14 protein-coding genes are annotated in these 16,333 nt (G+C 39.8%); 13 read left to right on the forward strand and 1 reads right to left on the reverse strand.

What is annotated here, in order from left to right; genetic code table 11:
* The first annotated feature begins 116 nt into the window (after window positions 1–116).
* The 4 genes from IEY03_RS02390 (at window position 117) to IEY03_RS02405 (ending at window position 7,651) form a co-directional block, all read left to right on the forward strand.
* The gene (locus tag IEY03_RS02390; RefSeq protein WP_188839729.1) at window positions 117–1,472 is read left to right on the forward strand and encodes a DUF262 domain-containing protein; all 1,356 of its coding nucleotides are present in this window, start codon (window positions 117–119) and stop codon (window positions 1,470–1,472) included.
* Window positions 1,459–3,399: a DUF262 domain-containing protein gene (locus IEY03_RS02395; protein WP_188839730.1), complete on the forward strand. Its 1,941-nt coding sequence runs from the start codon at window positions 1,459–1,461 to the stop codon at window positions 3,397–3,399. Before IEY03_RS02390 ends, IEY03_RS02395 begins: the two co-directional genes overlap by 14 nt.
* A 67-nt stretch (window positions 3,400–3,466) precedes the next feature.
* Window positions 3,467–4,627 (forward strand): PcfJ domain-containing protein, encoded by a 1,161-nt coding sequence (locus IEY03_RS02400; protein ID WP_188839731.1) that lies wholly within the window; start codon window positions 3,467–3,469, stop codon window positions 4,625–4,627.
* 1,452 nt (window positions 4,628–6,079) lie between these two features.
* Window positions 6,080–7,651: a DUF3369 domain-containing protein gene (locus tag IEY03_RS02405; protein WP_188839732.1), complete on the forward strand. Its 1,572-nt coding sequence runs from the start codon at window positions 6,080–6,082 to the stop codon at window positions 7,649–7,651.
* A gap of 4 nt (window positions 7,652–7,655) precedes the next feature.
* Here the strand turns inward: IEY03_RS02405 and IEY03_RS02410 are convergent, their stop codons facing one another.
* The gene (locus tag IEY03_RS02410; protein WP_188839733.1) at window positions 7,656–7,949 is read right to left on the reverse strand and encodes a hypothetical protein; all 294 of its coding nucleotides are present in this window, start codon (window positions 7,947–7,949) and stop codon (window positions 7,656–7,658) included.
* Between the two features lie 426 nt (window positions 7,950–8,375).
* Here IEY03_RS02410 and ccoN point away from each other — a divergent pair, with 426 nt between their 5' ends.
* The 9 genes from ccoN (at window position 8,376) to etrA (ending at window position 16,296) form a co-directional block, all read left to right on the forward strand.
* Window positions 8,376–9,809: a cytochrome-c oxidase, cbb3-type subunit I gene (ccoN, locus tag IEY03_RS02415; RefSeq protein ID WP_188839734.1), complete on the forward strand. Its 1,434-nt coding sequence runs from the start codon at window positions 8,376–8,378 to the stop codon at window positions 9,807–9,809.
* 12 nt (window positions 9,810–9,821) lie between these two features.
* A complete protein-coding gene (gene ccoO, locus IEY03_RS02420; protein WP_188839735.1) occupies window positions 9,822–10,436 on the forward strand; it encodes a cytochrome-c oxidase, cbb3-type subunit II in 615 nt (204 codons plus the stop codon).
* 9 nt (window positions 10,437–10,445) lie between these two features.
* Complete coding sequence (locus IEY03_RS02425; protein WP_188840025.1) at window positions 10,446–10,622, forward strand: cbb3-type cytochrome oxidase subunit 3; 177 nt, start codon at window positions 10,446–10,448, stop codon at window positions 10,620–10,622.
* Between the two features lie 5 nt (window positions 10,623–10,627).
* Window positions 10,628–11,584 carry a cytochrome-c oxidase, cbb3-type subunit III gene (ccoP, locus tag IEY03_RS02430; protein WP_188839736.1) on the forward strand — a complete coding sequence of 319 codons (957 nt, stop codon included), beginning with the start codon at window positions 10,628–10,630 and terminating at the stop codon, window positions 11,582–11,584.
* A 117-nt stretch (window positions 11,585–11,701) separates the two neighbouring features.
* Complete coding sequence (locus IEY03_RS02435) at window positions 11,702–12,181, forward strand: FixH family protein (RefSeq protein ID WP_188839737.1); 480 nt, start codon at window positions 11,702–11,704, stop codon at window positions 12,179–12,181.
* Between the two features lie 24 nt (window positions 12,182–12,205).
* Window positions 12,206–14,602, forward strand: coding sequence for a heavy metal translocating P-type ATPase (locus IEY03_RS02440; protein WP_188839738.1), 2,397 nt, complete (start codon window positions 12,206–12,208; stop codon window positions 14,600–14,602).
* Window positions 14,599–14,808 carry a cbb3-type cytochrome oxidase assembly protein CcoS gene (gene ccoS, locus IEY03_RS02445; RefSeq protein WP_188839739.1) on the forward strand — a complete coding sequence of 70 codons (210 nt, stop codon included), beginning with the start codon at window positions 14,599–14,601 and terminating at the stop codon, window positions 14,806–14,808. The genes IEY03_RS02440 and ccoS overlap by 4 nt, the downstream gene beginning before the upstream one ends.
* Complete coding sequence (locus IEY03_RS02450; protein WP_188839740.1) at window positions 14,805–15,491, forward strand: sulfite exporter TauE/SafE family protein; 687 nt, start codon at window positions 14,805–14,807, stop codon at window positions 15,489–15,491. The genes ccoS and IEY03_RS02450 overlap by 4 nt, the downstream gene beginning before the upstream one ends.
* 58 nt (window positions 15,492–15,549) lie before the next feature.
* Window positions 15,550–16,296 (forward strand): electron transport transcriptional regulator EtrA, encoded by a 747-nt coding sequence (gene etrA / locus IEY03_RS02455; protein ID WP_188839741.1) that lies wholly within the window; start codon window positions 15,550–15,552, stop codon window positions 16,294–16,296.
* Window positions 16,297–16,333 lie beyond the last annotated feature (37 nt).

The following is a 16,333-nucleotide window of genomic DNA, read 5'->3' on the forward strand; positions in this document are numbered from 1 at the left end:
AATAATATGATCATTAAACAAGGATTGTGGACGATTGACGCTAAGCCACGATCGTTAATACAAATTCAACTTGATGGTGAACAACAGTTTGAAACAGTTATTGGCGCTTTATAATCATGGCAATTGTCTTCCATCAGCCTCAAACCATTGTGCAGTTATTGGAAAAGTCACTCACAATTCCTGAGTATCAACGCCCCTATAAATGGCAAGCCAAGCACGTTAATCAGTTAATTGATGACATTTTTAACCACCGCACTAAGCCGTGTTATCGCCTTGGTACTGTGGTGCTACATCAAGACAAAGAATCAGAAAGAGAGGCTGAAAAGGGCATACTTAACATTGTTGATGGTCAACAGCGCCTGCTTACTTTAACGCTGCTTTGTACCATTCTCGATGGAGAAGATAAAACCATTTCATCTAGCCTGCTTGAGCACAAATTTGAATCATCCGTCAGTATTGAAAACCTCAAAAATAATGCACAAATTGTCTCTGAGCGAGTAGCAAGTCTGCAAGCCACCGAAAAGCAGGCGTTACTCAACTTTGTCCTTCACAAGTGTGAGCTTGTTCAAGTTACGTTAGATGACTTGAGTGAAGCGTTTCAGTTTTTCGATTCGCAAAATGCCCGAGGCAAGGCGCTTGCCCCTCATGACTTGCTAAAAGCGTATCACCTACGTGAAATGATGGACTCTACAGAGCAAACAGAGCGTTTGCACCACGTAAGCTTGTGGGAGCAAGGCGTTAACCCTGATGATGATTCTGCCGACTTGCACACCATAATGGGAGAGTTTTTGTTCCGTATGCGTCGCTGGATTGACGGTGATTACGGCATTCAGTTTAGCCGTCATAACATTGAAGTATTCAAGGGTATTAACTTGGGAAACACACAATACGCTTATGTCGATGCCATGCTGGCGCTGGATTACGCGGTTGAAACCTTTAACGCTGATCCCGCACGAAAATGGGACAAGCAAACCAAGGGTTATCCATTTCAAGTGGGTCAGGTGATGATCAACGGCAAACGCTTTTTTGAGTACATTCAACACTACATGGGTATTCACACAAGCTTGTTTGTTGGCAATGAAGCAAGGCTCTCTGCATTCGTATATGAGCATGCTGTTAAGTACAATGGCAGTAACCGTAAAGGTGACAGCTATGTGCGAAATCTATTTTTGTGTGCAGTGATGTATTACTACGACAAGTTCGGTGATGTGGAGTTAGACAAAGCGGCGCAGATTTGTTATCGCTGGGCATATCATCTTAGGCTTGAACTGCAACGCATTGGCATGGAGTCAGTTGATAACCATGCCAAAGATAGAACTGGTTTATTTAGAGCGATTAGCAAAGCAGTTCACCCTCAGCAGGTGCTGAACTTTCAGCCCCCTTACATAGTGAAGCCGAACTTTACTAATGCATCAGAGGTGCAAACATCCATCGAAAAAATGAAGTCAGGAAAGCTACATGAGCCAAGCTAACCCAGTAGAGTCTTTGTCTGTCAAAGCGATTTTCGACAAGAATACTCAATATATTATCCCTATCTATCAGCGAAACTATGCTTGGGGTGCGCCTGAAATTGAGCAGCTTATTCAAGATATCAGTGACGCCGCAGGGCTAATTACTCAATCAGAACAATCAAATGGAAGCGTTAACGTTAAGCAAACAACGTATTATCTGGGTAGCCTTGTGGTTTATCAGCGTACAGCGCAGTTTCAGCAATCAAAAGTGGTGTACGAAACCATTGATGGACAACAAAGGCATACCACACTCTCTATTTTATTAGCGTATCTAAAACATCGGGAGGTACTGGATACAGATAAACTAGAAGGGTTAGTCATCAATTTAACCTTTGATAGTAGGCCAAAATCTTCCAGAGCGTTAGATGATATTTATACAGGTAATACCAACGGCGAGTCAGAAGAGCCTAACATTCATGCTGCGTTTAACATTATTCAGCGCTTCTTCAAAACCAAAGGGCTTGATACAGGGGCTAATACTCAGCAGTTTTTAAAGTACCTGTTAGATAACGTCGTCATATTGAGAGTTGTCGTTCCACCACAAACCGATCTTAATCACTACTTTGAGATAATGAATAACCGTGGTGAACAGCTAGAAAAGCATGAAGTATTGAAAGCTAAATTCATGGCTTCACTTGACAGTGAAGAGGAAAGAAACTGTTTTTCAACCATCTGGGAGGCTTGCTCAAATATGACACGCTATACCCAGATGGGCTTTCAATCTGACCTTCGTAAAGCCGTATTTGGTGACGATTGGCAAACGATGCCAGCAAGCTTTGACGCGATCCAAGCAAAGCATACGAGTAAGCTGCAAAAACAAGATGCAATGACGCTGCGCGATATCATTGCCAACAAGGCATCCAGTGCCAACAGCTATGATGAAGCGCGCGAGAAGCAAGAACGCTTTGGTACGGTTATCGACTTTTCAAACTTTTTACTTCATGTGTTAAAGCTGATGAAGACGCAAGAGAGCGTGTCGTTAGATGATAAGAAGCTTATTGATGCGTTTATCTCTAATGATTTTGGCTTGAGGGTTGATGCCAAAGCCTTTGTGTATGAACTGCTTAAGCAGCGAATTTTATTTGATAGCTACATAATTAAGCCTGATCAACACGATGAAAAGCGTAAGTGGAGTTTGCTCACACTGGATCATTCCTCAAGCAGTAGCAGTTTTAGCTATATAAATTCGTTCGGTAAAGAACAAGATACAACGCTTAATGAAAAGCTTATGATGATCTTAGCGATGTTTCATGTGTCTAACCCAGCAATGGTATATAAGCGTTGGCTCAATGACGCGCTAAGCATTTTGAACCAGAGTACCGTACAGAAAGAGAATTTGATTGTTGATGGCGAGGTGTACTTAACTGAGCTTGAACGCTTAAGTGAACGCTATTTTACAGACATCACAGAAGGTAAAAGTTTAGCGTTTAGTGAGGACAACTCTGGTGTATTGCATCAAGGTACAGGTGTTCATAACTTCGTGTTTAACCGATTGGATTACCTATTGTGGAAGCGACTATCAGACAATGAGACATTTGATGGTATAGGTAAAATAAACCTTGGAAAGCACTTTGATGATTTCCAGTTTTCATTTCGCACCTCTGTTGAGCATTACTTTCCCCAAACCGATCCATCGGGTGCAAGCAAAATGAAGGATGTAGATCGTTTTGGCAACCTATGTCTTATTTCGCCAAGTAGTAATTCAAAACTTAGCAATTATTATCCAGAAGGGAAAAAGTCATTCTATCGTGAAAACAATCGCGCTGAGAGCTTAAAGCAAGCAATCATGATGAGTTACGATAAATGGGGCCCTGATGTCATTGGTCTAGAAAATATCGTAAAACATGAAACGCTTATGTTAGAGGTTTTATCTGGAACAAAAATATGAGTTAGCCTTAAGGTATGAATTAGTTTTATTGGAATAATATCGATTTGGCAATAAAACAGGCAAAAACATGGATTTAAAACTGACGATACAAACTACTCACCTGGGTTTTGACTATGATATAGAGCTGCATAGTTGGCATCAAAAACTATGTGCTTATAGAGTATTTAATAACACTGAGCGCAAAGAGTTATTAGAAGGTGGGCTAGGGTTAGGACTTAACTTTATCACTCAGTTTGCATTAGGTGATGAATGGTTGGCGCAAATTCCCGAGCAGTATATTTCAATCACGAATGCTTTTCCTGAGCATCAGTATCAGCTTTTGTGGCTTGCCGCTAATAGTGAACAAGCCGCGCAATTGCTATTAATGCGCCCATTATTATTAGTGCTTATTTGTGAGCAGTATCCAATTGATAACGAAAAGGCATTAGCATTGAGTCTGCTAGGACAACGCGACATTCTGAGAGGACTCGGATACGACAACGCGAAAGCCATACTCAAATTTATCGACAAGCTAACACTCAAGTTTGATAGAGATATAGAGTTAAAGTTTTTGAAAAAACTGTTAGACAAGAGAATGTGTCGTTACAAAGTCTTTAAACATCATCAGGTAATAAACTATTTGACCATAAGCCTGGATAACCGATACCCATTTTTAACCTGCACAAAATTGGGCCATGCTATAGCAAATGATAAAAGTATCAAAAGAGGGCCGTTACGTGCGTGTTTAGCTGACACCATAGCACTTGGTTTAGCGCTCGGAATAAATGAGCCTGCTAACAGAATTGGCCAACTTTCGTCATTTGATGAGCTTGAAAGATTGCATCAACAATGGATTGATCTTCGTAATGATATTGACCGATTGGAACACAGACCAGTCGATGCTGATGCACCATATCCACAATTGATCGCGAGTGAGCCTAACTTTGTCGCAATAGATAATTATGATGCGCTGATTAATGAAGGTATGACTCAAAAACATTGTATTGCTGTTTATCACAATCGTATTGTCGCAGGACATTATTGCGCATTTAAAATGGAACACCCACAAAGAGTAACCATTGGAGTGAAAGTCAATAAACGCATTGGCATGCTTGAATTGGACCAAATCAAGGGAATACGCAATGCAATCGCAACTAATGAAACCCAAGAGTTAGTCTATGCATGGTTTGAGAGAGTGAAGAAAATCTATAAGCAAGGTTATGATCATCAGGTGGAGTTAAAAGCTTAGTTGTCTAATTCACAAACTCTGGCTTTGGTGATTGCAAAAATGCGTTTCAACAATTTCAACATCACATCACCAGGTAAGCTCGAATTTCGATCGACCAATGTTAGGTAACAGTCGTAAAGCATGCACAAACAGCTCAAAAAAATATACCACGCATTTTAAAAAAGTCAGGTGGTGAAAACTGACATAAAAAGCGCTCTGATGTGTTTTTTGCACCAAAGTTGTGCGGTTAAATCGTTGGTGTCAATATAACTATCTGATTATAAATACTAAAAGTCAGATCCACGAAGTGAGACAAAAACCATTTGAAATGAGAAAGCACAACAGTAAGGACGTTATGGTAATACACAAATACTCTATTTAACATAATATACATTGTGCGCAGTTATGTATGGGTGTGGTGATGGGGGCTATTTGTGTCTAAATGGCGCTTCTTCTGTGATTAAACTTAAATGGCCGTTGCAGTGCTGGCATACAATGAACAGCGACTCGTATTGGTCAAACCATGACGGCTTATGGCAATCATCACACTGCAGTTCTGGTTTATCTTTTTACTTAGTCTGTATCGCGTCGCTGCTTGTTTACTTGGCTAATTTGCTGAGTGTTTGCCCGAAACGTTTAAGCTCAAGACTGCCAAAGTTGTTAACTATATAAGTTGTTATCGATAGAATTAGCAATCAAGTGTGTATTCACCTGTTGCGTCAGCTTCACATAAAAGTTTAGTTTCAGGGTAATTAAATAAGAAATCTATTTTATAAATAGCATAAGTGGCTTGCTTGTAGAATTACAGCAAGGTTTTACTATCTTTGGGCGCAATAACGCGTAACGATGATTGTATATCTCTTTGATACGCTGAGAATTTTACCACTTAACATGGTTTTTTCGTTGGAAAATTTAACCAGCGTCAGCTGCTATGCAGTCAATAGTGACTCAATCTTGTGTCTCCAGTTTTATATTCACAGAAAATAATGAATACGGTTCAAAATCACATGGAATTGAACACATTGTCGCGATGAATACAGACTTAATTCAACTCGAGGATGTTTTAGATATTTGGCTAATATACTGGCAATAAAGGGTTCTGACTTTGTTCGTGCTCGTCCCGATGACAAGCAACTTGTTTGCAATGAATTCTGTTTTGACAACACCATAAACACAACTGCCAAATAATTTGTTTACTCGATTTATCAAGACATTGAATGTCTGCCGCACACAGGTGCCCCTCATTAATCAACTGGGCAATTTTCGTTTCACTCAAACCAATATTCACATTATTCATGTCATTTCCCCATAAAAGAACACAACAATGATTATACTTAAATGATAATGATTATCAAATGCATTTGTGTGATTTAAAATATTTTTGTGATCTCCGCACATTTAGTTCTACGTACATATATGTGGTCTACACTTAAACCAGAATGTGTTCATACATCGTCTTGTAGAGAGGTGAAAATGCTTTTTGATATAGCAAAGAAAAAGCCTTTATTTTCAGCAAACAAAAGCAATGATCAAACGCCAGATTTACCCCCCTGGAAAATTTTGATTGTTGATGACGAACCTGACATACACTCAGTCACCAAATTAGCTTTATCCCGGTTTAAATTGGATGGGCGTTCGTTATCATTCTTAAATGCATATAGTGGACTGCAGGCTAAAGAACTTTTAGAAAAGGAAAAAGACATCGCCATTGCTTTTATCGATGTGGTGATGGAAAGCGATCATGCTGGCTTAGAATTAATCAAATGGATCCGTGATGATTTTGGCAATCGAACCATGCGAATTATTTTACGCACTGGACAACCAGGTCAGGCTCCTGAAGAAGATGTGATTGTTAATTATGATATTAATGATTACAAAGCAAAAGCTGAGCTCGACTCTCGCAAGCTAATGACTAGCGTCTACTCTGCCCTTCGCTCCTACCGCGACATAATGGAAATTGAACAAGCTAGGATTGCACAGGCTCAACATCGACAAGGTCTAGAGCGAGTATTAGAAGCAACTTCGGGGCTATTCGAACTTCGGACTCTGCATCGATTTGCTGATGGACTATTAAATCAAGTTGCTTCGCTATTAAATCTAAGTAATGAAACCCTGCTGTTGACCTGTAATGCTATCGATGCCATGAGCGGCCATGTTGATAATAAAGATATTGAAATTTTGGCTGGTACCGGACGATTTCAAGATTGTAATAGTAAAGCATTACCTGAAGATATCATGTCTTTGTTGAACCGTGCGTTAGATGAAAAACGTTGTTTATATGAAAATAATTGTTTTATAGGATATTTCCCCACTAAATCAAGTAAATGGATAAACATTCTGTACATGGATGGTTTAGACAAAATAAGCGATCTTGATAAGAAGCTTGTCGATATATTCGCGATTAATGTTGGTGTAGCCTTTGAGAATCTATTATTAAATCAGGAAGTAGAAGATACTCAATCGGAATTAATTTTACGTTTAGGGGACGTAGTTGAAAGTCGTTCAAAAGAAGCCGCACACCACGTAAAACGTATGGCTGAATATTGTTATGAGCTGGCTTTACTTGCTGGGTTATCTGAACGAGATGCTGATTTAATAAAACGTGCTTCACCGATGCATGATGTTGGCAAAATAGCCACGCCAGATTCTGTGCTACTAAAACCCAGTAAATTAGATGATGATGAATGGGACATAATGAAGCAGCATCCAGTTATAGGCCATCAAATATTGGCAAATTCAGATAGACCTATTTTAAAAGCAGCATCAATAATTTCACTTCAACATCATGAAAAATATGACGGAAGTGGTTATCCACATGGCATAACAGGCAAAGAAATTCACATATTTGCTCGAATTGTGGCTATAGCTGATGTGTTCGATGCCTTGGTACATAAGCGTTGCTATAAAGATGCATGGCCATTAAAGGACGTATTAGCAGAAATGACTCGATGCTCAGGAAGTCACTTTGATCCTGATTTATTAAAGCTTTTTATTGATAATATAGATATTTTTGAACAAATAAAAATCCATTGGGTAGATGTTTAGACCATTATTGAGGTTGAGCATCAGCTAAGAAATCAAACCACACTTGACGCGTGGTGCCTTGGTAATTAAAGGTAACAGTTGCGCGCCAAACCATATAGTCACTGCTACATGAACCATAAATTAACTGTGCTTGGTATGATTGCTGATCTTCAGTGTTTAATAATACCGGTATCATCCCCATAAACATGTCACGCCCTTCTACCGACATTTTTACGTCGCTGACAATATTTGAAAATGAAAGTGCAAGATCAATAGGTTGCTCACTGGGTGCCTTTGATTGCGCAAAAGAAAGTTGCACTTCTATTTCATTAACATTCTTACTACAAGCGCCGGAAAAAAAATCACACAGACTTGTGTCTATTGCGAATGAAGCATGATTTTTAACGACTTTAGGCTCGCATGCCATTAAAAAACATAGCGAAAATAGCAAAAGTCCATAAAACGATAGTTTTTGCACAAATTTTAACCTAATGATTCAAGTTGATAACATTATCTTTCAGACATTGATCTAGATCAACGTTCGACGCCCGAGTTAAGTTTCTTTTTTGATCTAGCTCAAGTATCATTACATCGCCTAGTGATAGATAACAAATTCACATGGTAACACCTTGACTATAAGTGATAAAAAAGACAGTAAGTCTGCTTTAGCACTTTATGTCAACTAAACAGGTAAAGTTATACTTTACCAATAATATAAGTAAAAGTAATAAGCCGTGGAAGCATTATGATGAACCATTCCCAGTCTACAGGCGCTGATTACAACTACACTATTGTCCGCCAATTTGCCTTAACCACAGTGTTATGGGGTATTGTTGGTATGTCAGTGGGTGTATTGATTGCTGCTCAGTTAATCTGGCCGCAACTGAACTTTGATACAGCTTGGTTAACGTATAGTCGTTTACGACCATTACACACCAATGCGGTAATCTTCGCGTTCGGTACTTCAGCCCTTTTCGCTACATCCTACTATGTTGTGCAACGCACTTGTCAAACCCGTTTATTTGCACCTAAATTAGCTGCATTTACTTTCTGGGGCTGGCAAGCAATTATTCTTTCAGCTGCTATTACATTACCTTTAGGTTTTACCTCAGGTAAAGAATATGCAGAACTAGAATGGCCTATTGATATCGCGATTACCGTTGTTTGGGTATGTTATGCGATTGTATTCTTTGGCACTATCGTAAAAAGAACGACATCACATATTTATGTGGCTAACTGGTTCTTTGGTGCTTTCATTATTACGGTTGCTGTATTGCACATTGTTAACTCGATGGCAGTTCCAGTGAGTTTGACTAAGTCATACTCAATGTACTCAGGCGCTGTAGATGCAATGGTACAATGGTGGTATGGCCATAATGCGGTAGGTTTCTTACTTACAGCAGGTTTCTTAGGGATGATGTATTACTTCGTGCCTAAGCAAGCGGGTCGTCCAGTATACTCATACCGCTTATCAATTGTTCACTTCTGGGCATTGATTGCATTATACATTTGGGCTGGTCCTCACCACTTACATTACACTGCCCTACCTGACTGGACTCAGTCTTTAGGTATGGTTATGTCGTTAATTCTATTTGCACCTTCTTGGGGTGGCATGATTAACGGTATTATGACGCTTTCAGGTGCTTGGCATAAGCTTCGTACTGACCCAGTGCTTCGTTTCTTAGTTGTTTCATTATCTTTCTATGGTATGTCTACCTTTGAAGGTCCAATGATGGCAATTAAAACCGTTAACGCCTTATCACACTACACTGACTGGACCGTAGGTCACGTTCACTCTGGTGCGTTAGGTTGGGTTGCTATGGTATCAATTGGTTCTTTATACCATTTAATTCCTGTGTTATTTAACCAAGGACGTATGTACAGCACTAACTTAGTGAATGTGCATTTCTGGTTAGCAACTATCGGTACTGTGTTATATATCGTATCTATGTGGATTTCTGGTGTGATGCAAGGTCTGATGTGGCGTGCAGTTAACTCTGACGGTACATTAACCTATAGCTTTGTAGAAAGCTTAGAAGCATCTTATCCTTTCTACTTTGTACGCTTTATTGGTGGTGTATTCTTCTTAACTGGTATGTTTATCATGGCATACAACGTTATTCGTACAGTTAAAGCCCCTAAAGATTCATTGCCAGCATTAGCTGAAGCAAAAGCATAAGGAGCAGATTCGATGAAATTTAGTCATGAGTTAATTGAAAAGAACATCGGTTTGCTTGGTATTTTTACTGTTATCGCCATTAGTTTTGGTGGTTTAGTGCAAATTACCCCGCTTTTATTCCAAAAAGACACAACTAAGCCAGTTGAAGGATTAATTCCTTATACAGCATTGCAGATTGAAGGTCGCGATATCTATGTTCGTGAGGGTTGTTATAACTGTCACAGCCAAATGATCCGTCCTTTACGTGCTGAAACTGAACGTTATGGTCATTACTCTGTTGCGGGTGAATCTGTTTGGGATCATCCTTTCCAATGGGGTTCGAAACGTACAGGTCCTGATCTTGCTCGTGTGGGTGGTCGTTATAGTGATAAATGGCATGAAGTGCATTTAATCGACCCTCGTGCTGTGGTACCTCAATCAAACATGCCGGGTTTCCCTTGGCTTATGGACAACACCTTAGACGGTAAGTTGACCCGTAAGAAAATGGAAATACTTAGCAACTTCCACCCAGACGACAATATGTATTCTGAAGAAGAGTTTGCAGGAGCACAAAAAGCGGTTGAAGGTAAAACTGAAATGGAAGCACTAATCGCATACTTACAGTCTTTGGGTCACGCACTCAAGTAGGAGGTAATGATGGATTATGGCACTTTTCAAGGCATTTTAACCATTGTTGTAATGGTGACATTTGTTGGTATTTTCTTCTGGGCATACAGTAAGCATAGCAAGTCTAAATTTGACGAAGCGGCTAACTTAGTATTCGCAGACGATGATAAACCAGCAACGTCGCAAGACTCAGGAGCACAGAAGTAATGATTATGAGTAACTTCTGGAGTATTTGGATTACCGTACTCACATTAATCGTAATAGCAGGCTGTTTTTTCATCCTTCGTAAAATGTCGCAAAATAATACCGGCATAAAAGAAGGTGAATCTATGGGTCACAGCTTTGACGGTATTGAAGAACTGAATAACCCACTACCAAAGTGGTGGTCTTATATGTTCTATATCACTATCGTATTTGGCTTGATTTATTTAGCTATGTACCCAGGTCTTGGAAACTACAAAGGCTTATTTGGTTGGACAAGTTCAAACCAAAGCGTTCGGTCGATGGAAGAATCTAAAGCCGCAGTGGAATCAGCAAAAGCTGAAAACCGTTTATCTCAATACGATCGTGAAGTAGCGAACGCTGATGAGAAATACGGTCCAATCTTCGCTGCTTACTTAGCCACTCCTTTGGAAGAGCTAGTAAAAAATGAAGAAGCGTTAAAAGTAGGTGGTCGCCTATTTTTACAAAACTGCGCGCAATGTCATGGTTCTGATGCTCGTGGCTCTAAAGGCTTCCCTAACCTAACCGACAAAGCCTGGTTATATGGCGGCGAATTAGCTGATATCAAAACCACATTAATGAATGGCCGTAACGGCATGATGCCTCCAAAAGGCGGTTTACCAATTGATGACAGTGAGCTTGAAGGCTTAGCTGAATACGTTGTTAAACTTTCTGGTGGCGAGCATGACGCTACTCTTGCTGCGCAAGGTCAAGGTTCATTCATGAAAGGCTGTTTTGCTTGTCATGGTATGGACGGAACGGGTAACAAATTCATGGGCGCACCTAACTTAACTGACAGTGATTGGTTATATGGTGGCAGTCGTGGCGCTATTGTTGAATCTATTCAGTATGGTCGTGCTGGTGTTATGCCTGCATGGAAAGACATATTAGGTGAAGAGAAAGTTCACGTAATTACTGCTTACGTTTATAGCTTATCAAACAAATAGTTACATAAGTGAAAAATATAAGGCCTCGTCTCAATCGAGGCCTTTTTTTTAAGTGATTATTCAGGTTCAACCCTGTAAAATGGTCATACTATTTTGATTTTAACTTTAAGGTTCACCATGTCAGATATTCAACCCTGGTATAAGCAGTTTTGGCCGTGGTTTTTAATTGTATTGCCTCTTTGTGCCGTTGTTGCCAGTATCAATCTGTTATTCATTGCATTAGATAACTCTGACTCGTTAGTGGCAGAAGATTATTACAAGGAAGGTAAAGCCATCAACATGGACTTGCGTAAAATTAATTATGCAAAACAAATTGGCATGCAATTCCAAGCTAAAATAGATGACAATATGGTCGAAATTACCCAACACGGCGGGCCTTCTTATACCGCGGCTCTGAATATCGAGTTTTACCACAGAACCATTAAAGAATCTGACCTCAGCTTCAAAGTAACCGCTGATGGTGCAGGCATATATCGTATTCCTTTAGATGAGTCGATAAAAGGCCCGTGGGAAATTCGTATTGAAGGATTTGATGGTCAGTGGCGTATTCAACAACGCATTGATATTACAGACGACGTAGAGTATTGGTTAAATTAACCCCCCTGATCTGAGCTGTATATCATGACCACCTGTTTTCACTGTAATGAGCCTGTATTAACGGGTGATAAATTCTCAACTAATATTAATGGGCAAGCACAAGTAATGTGTTGCCCAGGTTGCCAAGCTGTCTCGCAAGCGATTATCGATTCTGGACTATCAAATTATTATCGTTACAGAAGTGAACCAGGTAATAAACAAAGCGCATTAATTCCAGACGCGCTCAATCAATTCAGTGCCTATGACTTGCCTGAAGTACAGCAAGATTTAGTTCATCGTCAAGGTGAGCTTGACAGTATTTCATTAACCATTGATGGCATTACCTGTGCTGCATGTGCATGGTTAATTGAGCATAAAGTAAAAACCTTAAAAGGTGTTACCCAAATCGGGGTGAACTCTACCACGCAGCGTGCCATGGTAACCTGGCAAACCGACACCATCGCACTAAGCACCATTTTAAAGCAGATCAGTGACATTGGTTATCAAGCTGCCCCATATCAGGTTGATGACCAAGAAAAACTCAGTAAAGCAGAAGGTCGAAAATTTTTACTGCGCCTTGGATTAGCAGGCTTTGCCACAATGCAAGTGATGATGTTTGCATTTGCATTGTATTCAGGTTATTTCACTGATTTAGACGTTGAATTACGTGATTACTTTAGATGGGTCAGTATGATTTTTGCTGCGCCTGTGGTGTTTTATTCAGCACAACCCTTTTACTTTAGTGCCATACGAAGCTTACTCTCAGGCAAATTGAATATGGACTTATCTGTGTCTATTGCCATTGCGGGTGCTTATATCGCCAGCTGTATAGCCACAATTAATGGCACCGGAGAAGTGTATTTCGAATCGGTATCCATGTTCACCTTCTTTTTATTATTAGGCCGCTATTTTGAGCAACAAGCAAAGCAAAAAGCTTCTGTCAGTTCAAGTAATTTGCATAAACTGATCCCTGTTACTGCCCATATAATGCAAGATGGTAAAGCAGTAGAAATCGCCGCTAAAAAGTTAAAAGTCGATGATATTATTTTAGTTCGCCCTGGTGATATTGTTGCTGCGGACGGCGAAATTATCTCAGGTTTATCCAGTGTCAATGAGTCGATGCTGACTGGTGAACAAATGCCTGTTACCAAACATATTGGTCAAAAGGTATTTGCAGGTACAATTAATATTGACCAGCCAATAGAAGTTTTGGTAAGTGCGCTTGGTCAAGATCAGCTAGTTGCTGAAATTATTCGTCTTCAAGAATTTGCATCAAACAATAAGCCTAACATTGCTTTACTGGCCGATAGGTTAGCCAGATATTTTTCAGCCACCATTTTAACCATTGCTACCCTCACCTATGTTATCTGGCTACAAATATCACCTGAGGATGCATTTTGGATTACGCTATCTGTGTTAGTTGCTACTTGTCCCTGTGCTTTAGCACTTGCAACACCCACTGCGGTAACTTGTGCTACGGCAATATTTACCAAACTGGGTATTATCACCCGTAAATCCGGAGTGTTTGAAAAGCTGCCACAAATTAATCATGTGGTGTTTGATAAAACCGGCACTTTAACCTGCGGTCAATTATCTTTAGGATCAGTGCAACTGTTTGCTGATATCGATCAAGACACTGCATTATCTTTAGTGGCTAACTTAGAACAAGGTTCGTTACACCCTATTGCGCAAGTGTTTACGCCATTTTGTAATAATAATTTGTTAATAACGGATATAAACCATCTAGTGGGTAAAGGTGTTGAGGGTATTTACCAACAGCAGGTTATAAAACTGGGTTCTTTAGCTTATTGTTTACCAAGTACAGAACATTTGCACATTGATGCACATAGCCAACACCAACATGTCTACTTAAGTATTGCAGATAAACTGATTGCATCATTCGAGCTTAATGATCTTATTCGTCCCGATAGTGAGGACGTGATAAAAACATTAAATGCACAATCTATTGCTGTCAGTATGGCTACTGGTGATAGCTCTGGTCATGTAAAGTTTTTAGCTGATAGGTTAAACATTATCGATGTTCATTCGGGCATGAGTCCTGAGTCAAAACTTGATTTTATTAATCAATTACAGCAAACAAAGCAAGTCGCTATGTTTGGTGATGGCATCAATGATGCTCCAGTACTTGCTGGAGCAAATATATCGATAGCGATGGGAAGTGGTAGTGCGATTGCAAAAAACAGTGCAGATTTAATTTTGCTTGGTGATCATCTTTCGCGCTTCAACGATGCGATTACAGTTGCAAAATGTACTAATAAAATTATTAAGCAAAATTTGGCATGGGCTTTTGGTTATAATGTTATTATTTTACCGCTTGCCGTAACAGGTCATGTGGTTCCTTACATTGCCGCTATTGGAATGTCATTAAGTTCGATTATTGTCGTCAGTAACAGTTTAAGACTGCTTAGGTTAAAATTATGAGTATCATATATGTACTAATTCCCATTGCCATGCTGTTTGTGTTAATTGCTGTGGCGATCTTTTTTTGGGCGGTAAAAACTGAGCAATTTGACGATCTCGATAGACAAAGTGTCTCGATACTGTTTGATGATGAACAACCACTTAATTCACCCACACCCTCCAAAACTGAAGTTTTAACCAAAGAAAAATCTGAGTTACCTTCGTGATCGAATTTAACTATTTAGGTGCCTTCCTTGTCGGCTTAATGGGCGCTGCGCATTGCTTTGGTATGTGCGGTGGCCTTATTGGGGCATTTTCAACTAACCTGCCACAGCGCCCTGGTAATCAACTTGCCCATCAACTGAGTTTCTTATTAAGTTATAATCTAGGTCGAGTACTAAGTTACACCCTTGCAGGGGCACTTGTTGGTGCTAGCGCGGCGACGTTAGGGCAGATGTTTGCTGTTGATAACTACTTATTATATTTACGATTTTTCGCCGGCATTATGATGATCTTAACCGGTTTGTATATTGCTCAAATTTGGTTTGGTATCGTATATATAGAAGCTCTTGGAAAAGGCCTTTGGAAAATATTACAGCCACTGACTAAACTGGTAATACCGATAAAACACCCAGGCCAAGCCGTCTTAGCGGGTATGGTTTGGGGCTGGCTTCCCTGTGGCCTAGTTTATAGTACCCTGACATGGTCTGTGGCTTCAGGTAGTGCACTTAAGGGAGGAATAATAATGTTTTTCTTCGGTTTAGGAACACTTCCGGCGTTACTTACGGCTGGTTTCGCGGCAAAGTCATTAGCCTCTTGGGTGCAAAAAAAAGCAGTAAAGTTAGTCAGTGGACTGCTACTAGTTAGCTTTGGTTTACAGACAATCTATGTCGCAATTCAGCAACTTTAGTGGCTGCAAAAATTGATTTAGTTTACCATGTGAATGTCATCAAGATTTAGGAATAGATATGCCAAGCGATACACTCAAAGTTAAGCGCCCAAACACTGGTGGTTGTGCCATTCATTGTCATGATTGCAGCATGGGAACACTTTGTATTCCTTTCACTCTGAACAATTCAGAGCTTGATAAACTTGATAACATAATTGAAAGAAAGAAACCTGTTCAAAAAGGTGATCAAATTTTTAAGTCTGGTGATAGCCTTCGCGCGTTATACGCTATCCGTTCAGGTACGATTAAAAGCTACACTATTACTGAGCAAGGCGACGAGCAAATAACCGGCTTCCATTTAGCTGGAGATGTTATTGGCTTCGACGGCATTCATTCCCAGATGCATCAAAGTTTTGCTCAAGCTCTAGAAACATCTATGGTATGTGAAATCCCCTTCGACACTTTAGATGAACTTTCTGGCACTATGCCCAAATTAAGACAACAAATAATGCGTTTAATGAGTAATGAAATCATGGTTGATCAAGAAATGATTTTATTATTGTCTAAAAAGAATGCAGAAGAGCGCTTAGCCGCTTTTATTTATAATCTTGCAAAACGTTTTGGTGAACGAGGCTTTTCCCCTAAAGAATTTCGCTTAACCATGACCCGAGGTGATATCGGTAATTATTTAGGCTTAACCGTTGAAACAATCAGTCGCTTGTTAGGCCGTTTTCAAAAGTCAGATTTCATTGAAGTAAACGGAAAATATATCTCGATTAAAGATCATAGCGCGTTAGGTTTATTAGCGGGTCATTCACGCCTATAAATATAATGGTGAATGTTTGATCTAGCTCAAGTTATAT

This window comes from Shewanella aestuarii (genome assembly GCF_014647215.1).
GTDB classification, from domain to species: Bacteria; Pseudomonadota; Gammaproteobacteria; order Enterobacterales; family Shewanellaceae; genus Shewanella; species Shewanella aestuarii.

Excerpts from the sequence above, each read along its gene's own strand:
- IEY03_RS02390 (WP_188839729.1), top strand. The coding sequence starts at position 117 with ATGGCAATTGTCTTCCATCAGCCTCAAACCATTGTGCAGTTATTGGAA.
- IEY03_RS02395 (WP_188839730.1), top strand. The coding sequence starts at position 1,459 with ATGAGCCAAGCTAACCCAGTAGAGTCTTTGTCTGTCAAAGCGATTTTC.
- IEY03_RS02400 (WP_188839731.1), top strand. The coding sequence starts at position 3,467 with ATGGATTTAAAACTGACGATACAAACTACTCACCTGGGTTTTGACTAT.
- IEY03_RS02405 (WP_188839732.1), top strand. The coding sequence starts at position 6,080 with ATGCTTTTTGATATAGCAAAGAAAAAGCCTTTATTTTCAGCAAACAAA.
- ccoN (WP_188839734.1), top strand. The coding sequence starts at position 8,376 with ATGATGAACCATTCCCAGTCTACAGGCGCTGATTACAACTACACTATT.
- ccoO (WP_188839735.1), top strand. The coding sequence starts at position 9,822 with ATGAAATTTAGTCATGAGTTAATTGAAAAGAACATCGGTTTGCTTGGT.
- IEY03_RS02425 (WP_188840025.1), top strand. The coding sequence starts at position 10,446 with ATGGATTATGGCACTTTTCAAGGCATTTTAACCATTGTTGTAATGGTG.
- ccoP (WP_188839736.1), top strand. The coding sequence starts at position 10,628 with ATGAGTAACTTCTGGAGTATTTGGATTACCGTACTCACATTAATCGTA.
- IEY03_RS02435 (WP_188839737.1), top strand. The coding sequence starts at position 11,702 with ATGTCAGATATTCAACCCTGGTATAAGCAGTTTTGGCCGTGGTTTTTA.
- IEY03_RS02440 (WP_188839738.1), top strand. The coding sequence starts at position 12,206 with ATGACCACCTGTTTTCACTGTAATGAGCCTGTATTAACGGGTGATAAA.
- ccoS (WP_188839739.1), top strand. The coding sequence starts at position 14,599 with ATGAGTATCATATATGTACTAATTCCCATTGCCATGCTGTTTGTGTTA.
- etrA (WP_188839741.1), top strand. The coding sequence starts at position 15,550 with ATGCCAAGCGATACACTCAAAGTTAAGCGCCCAAACACTGGTGGTTGT.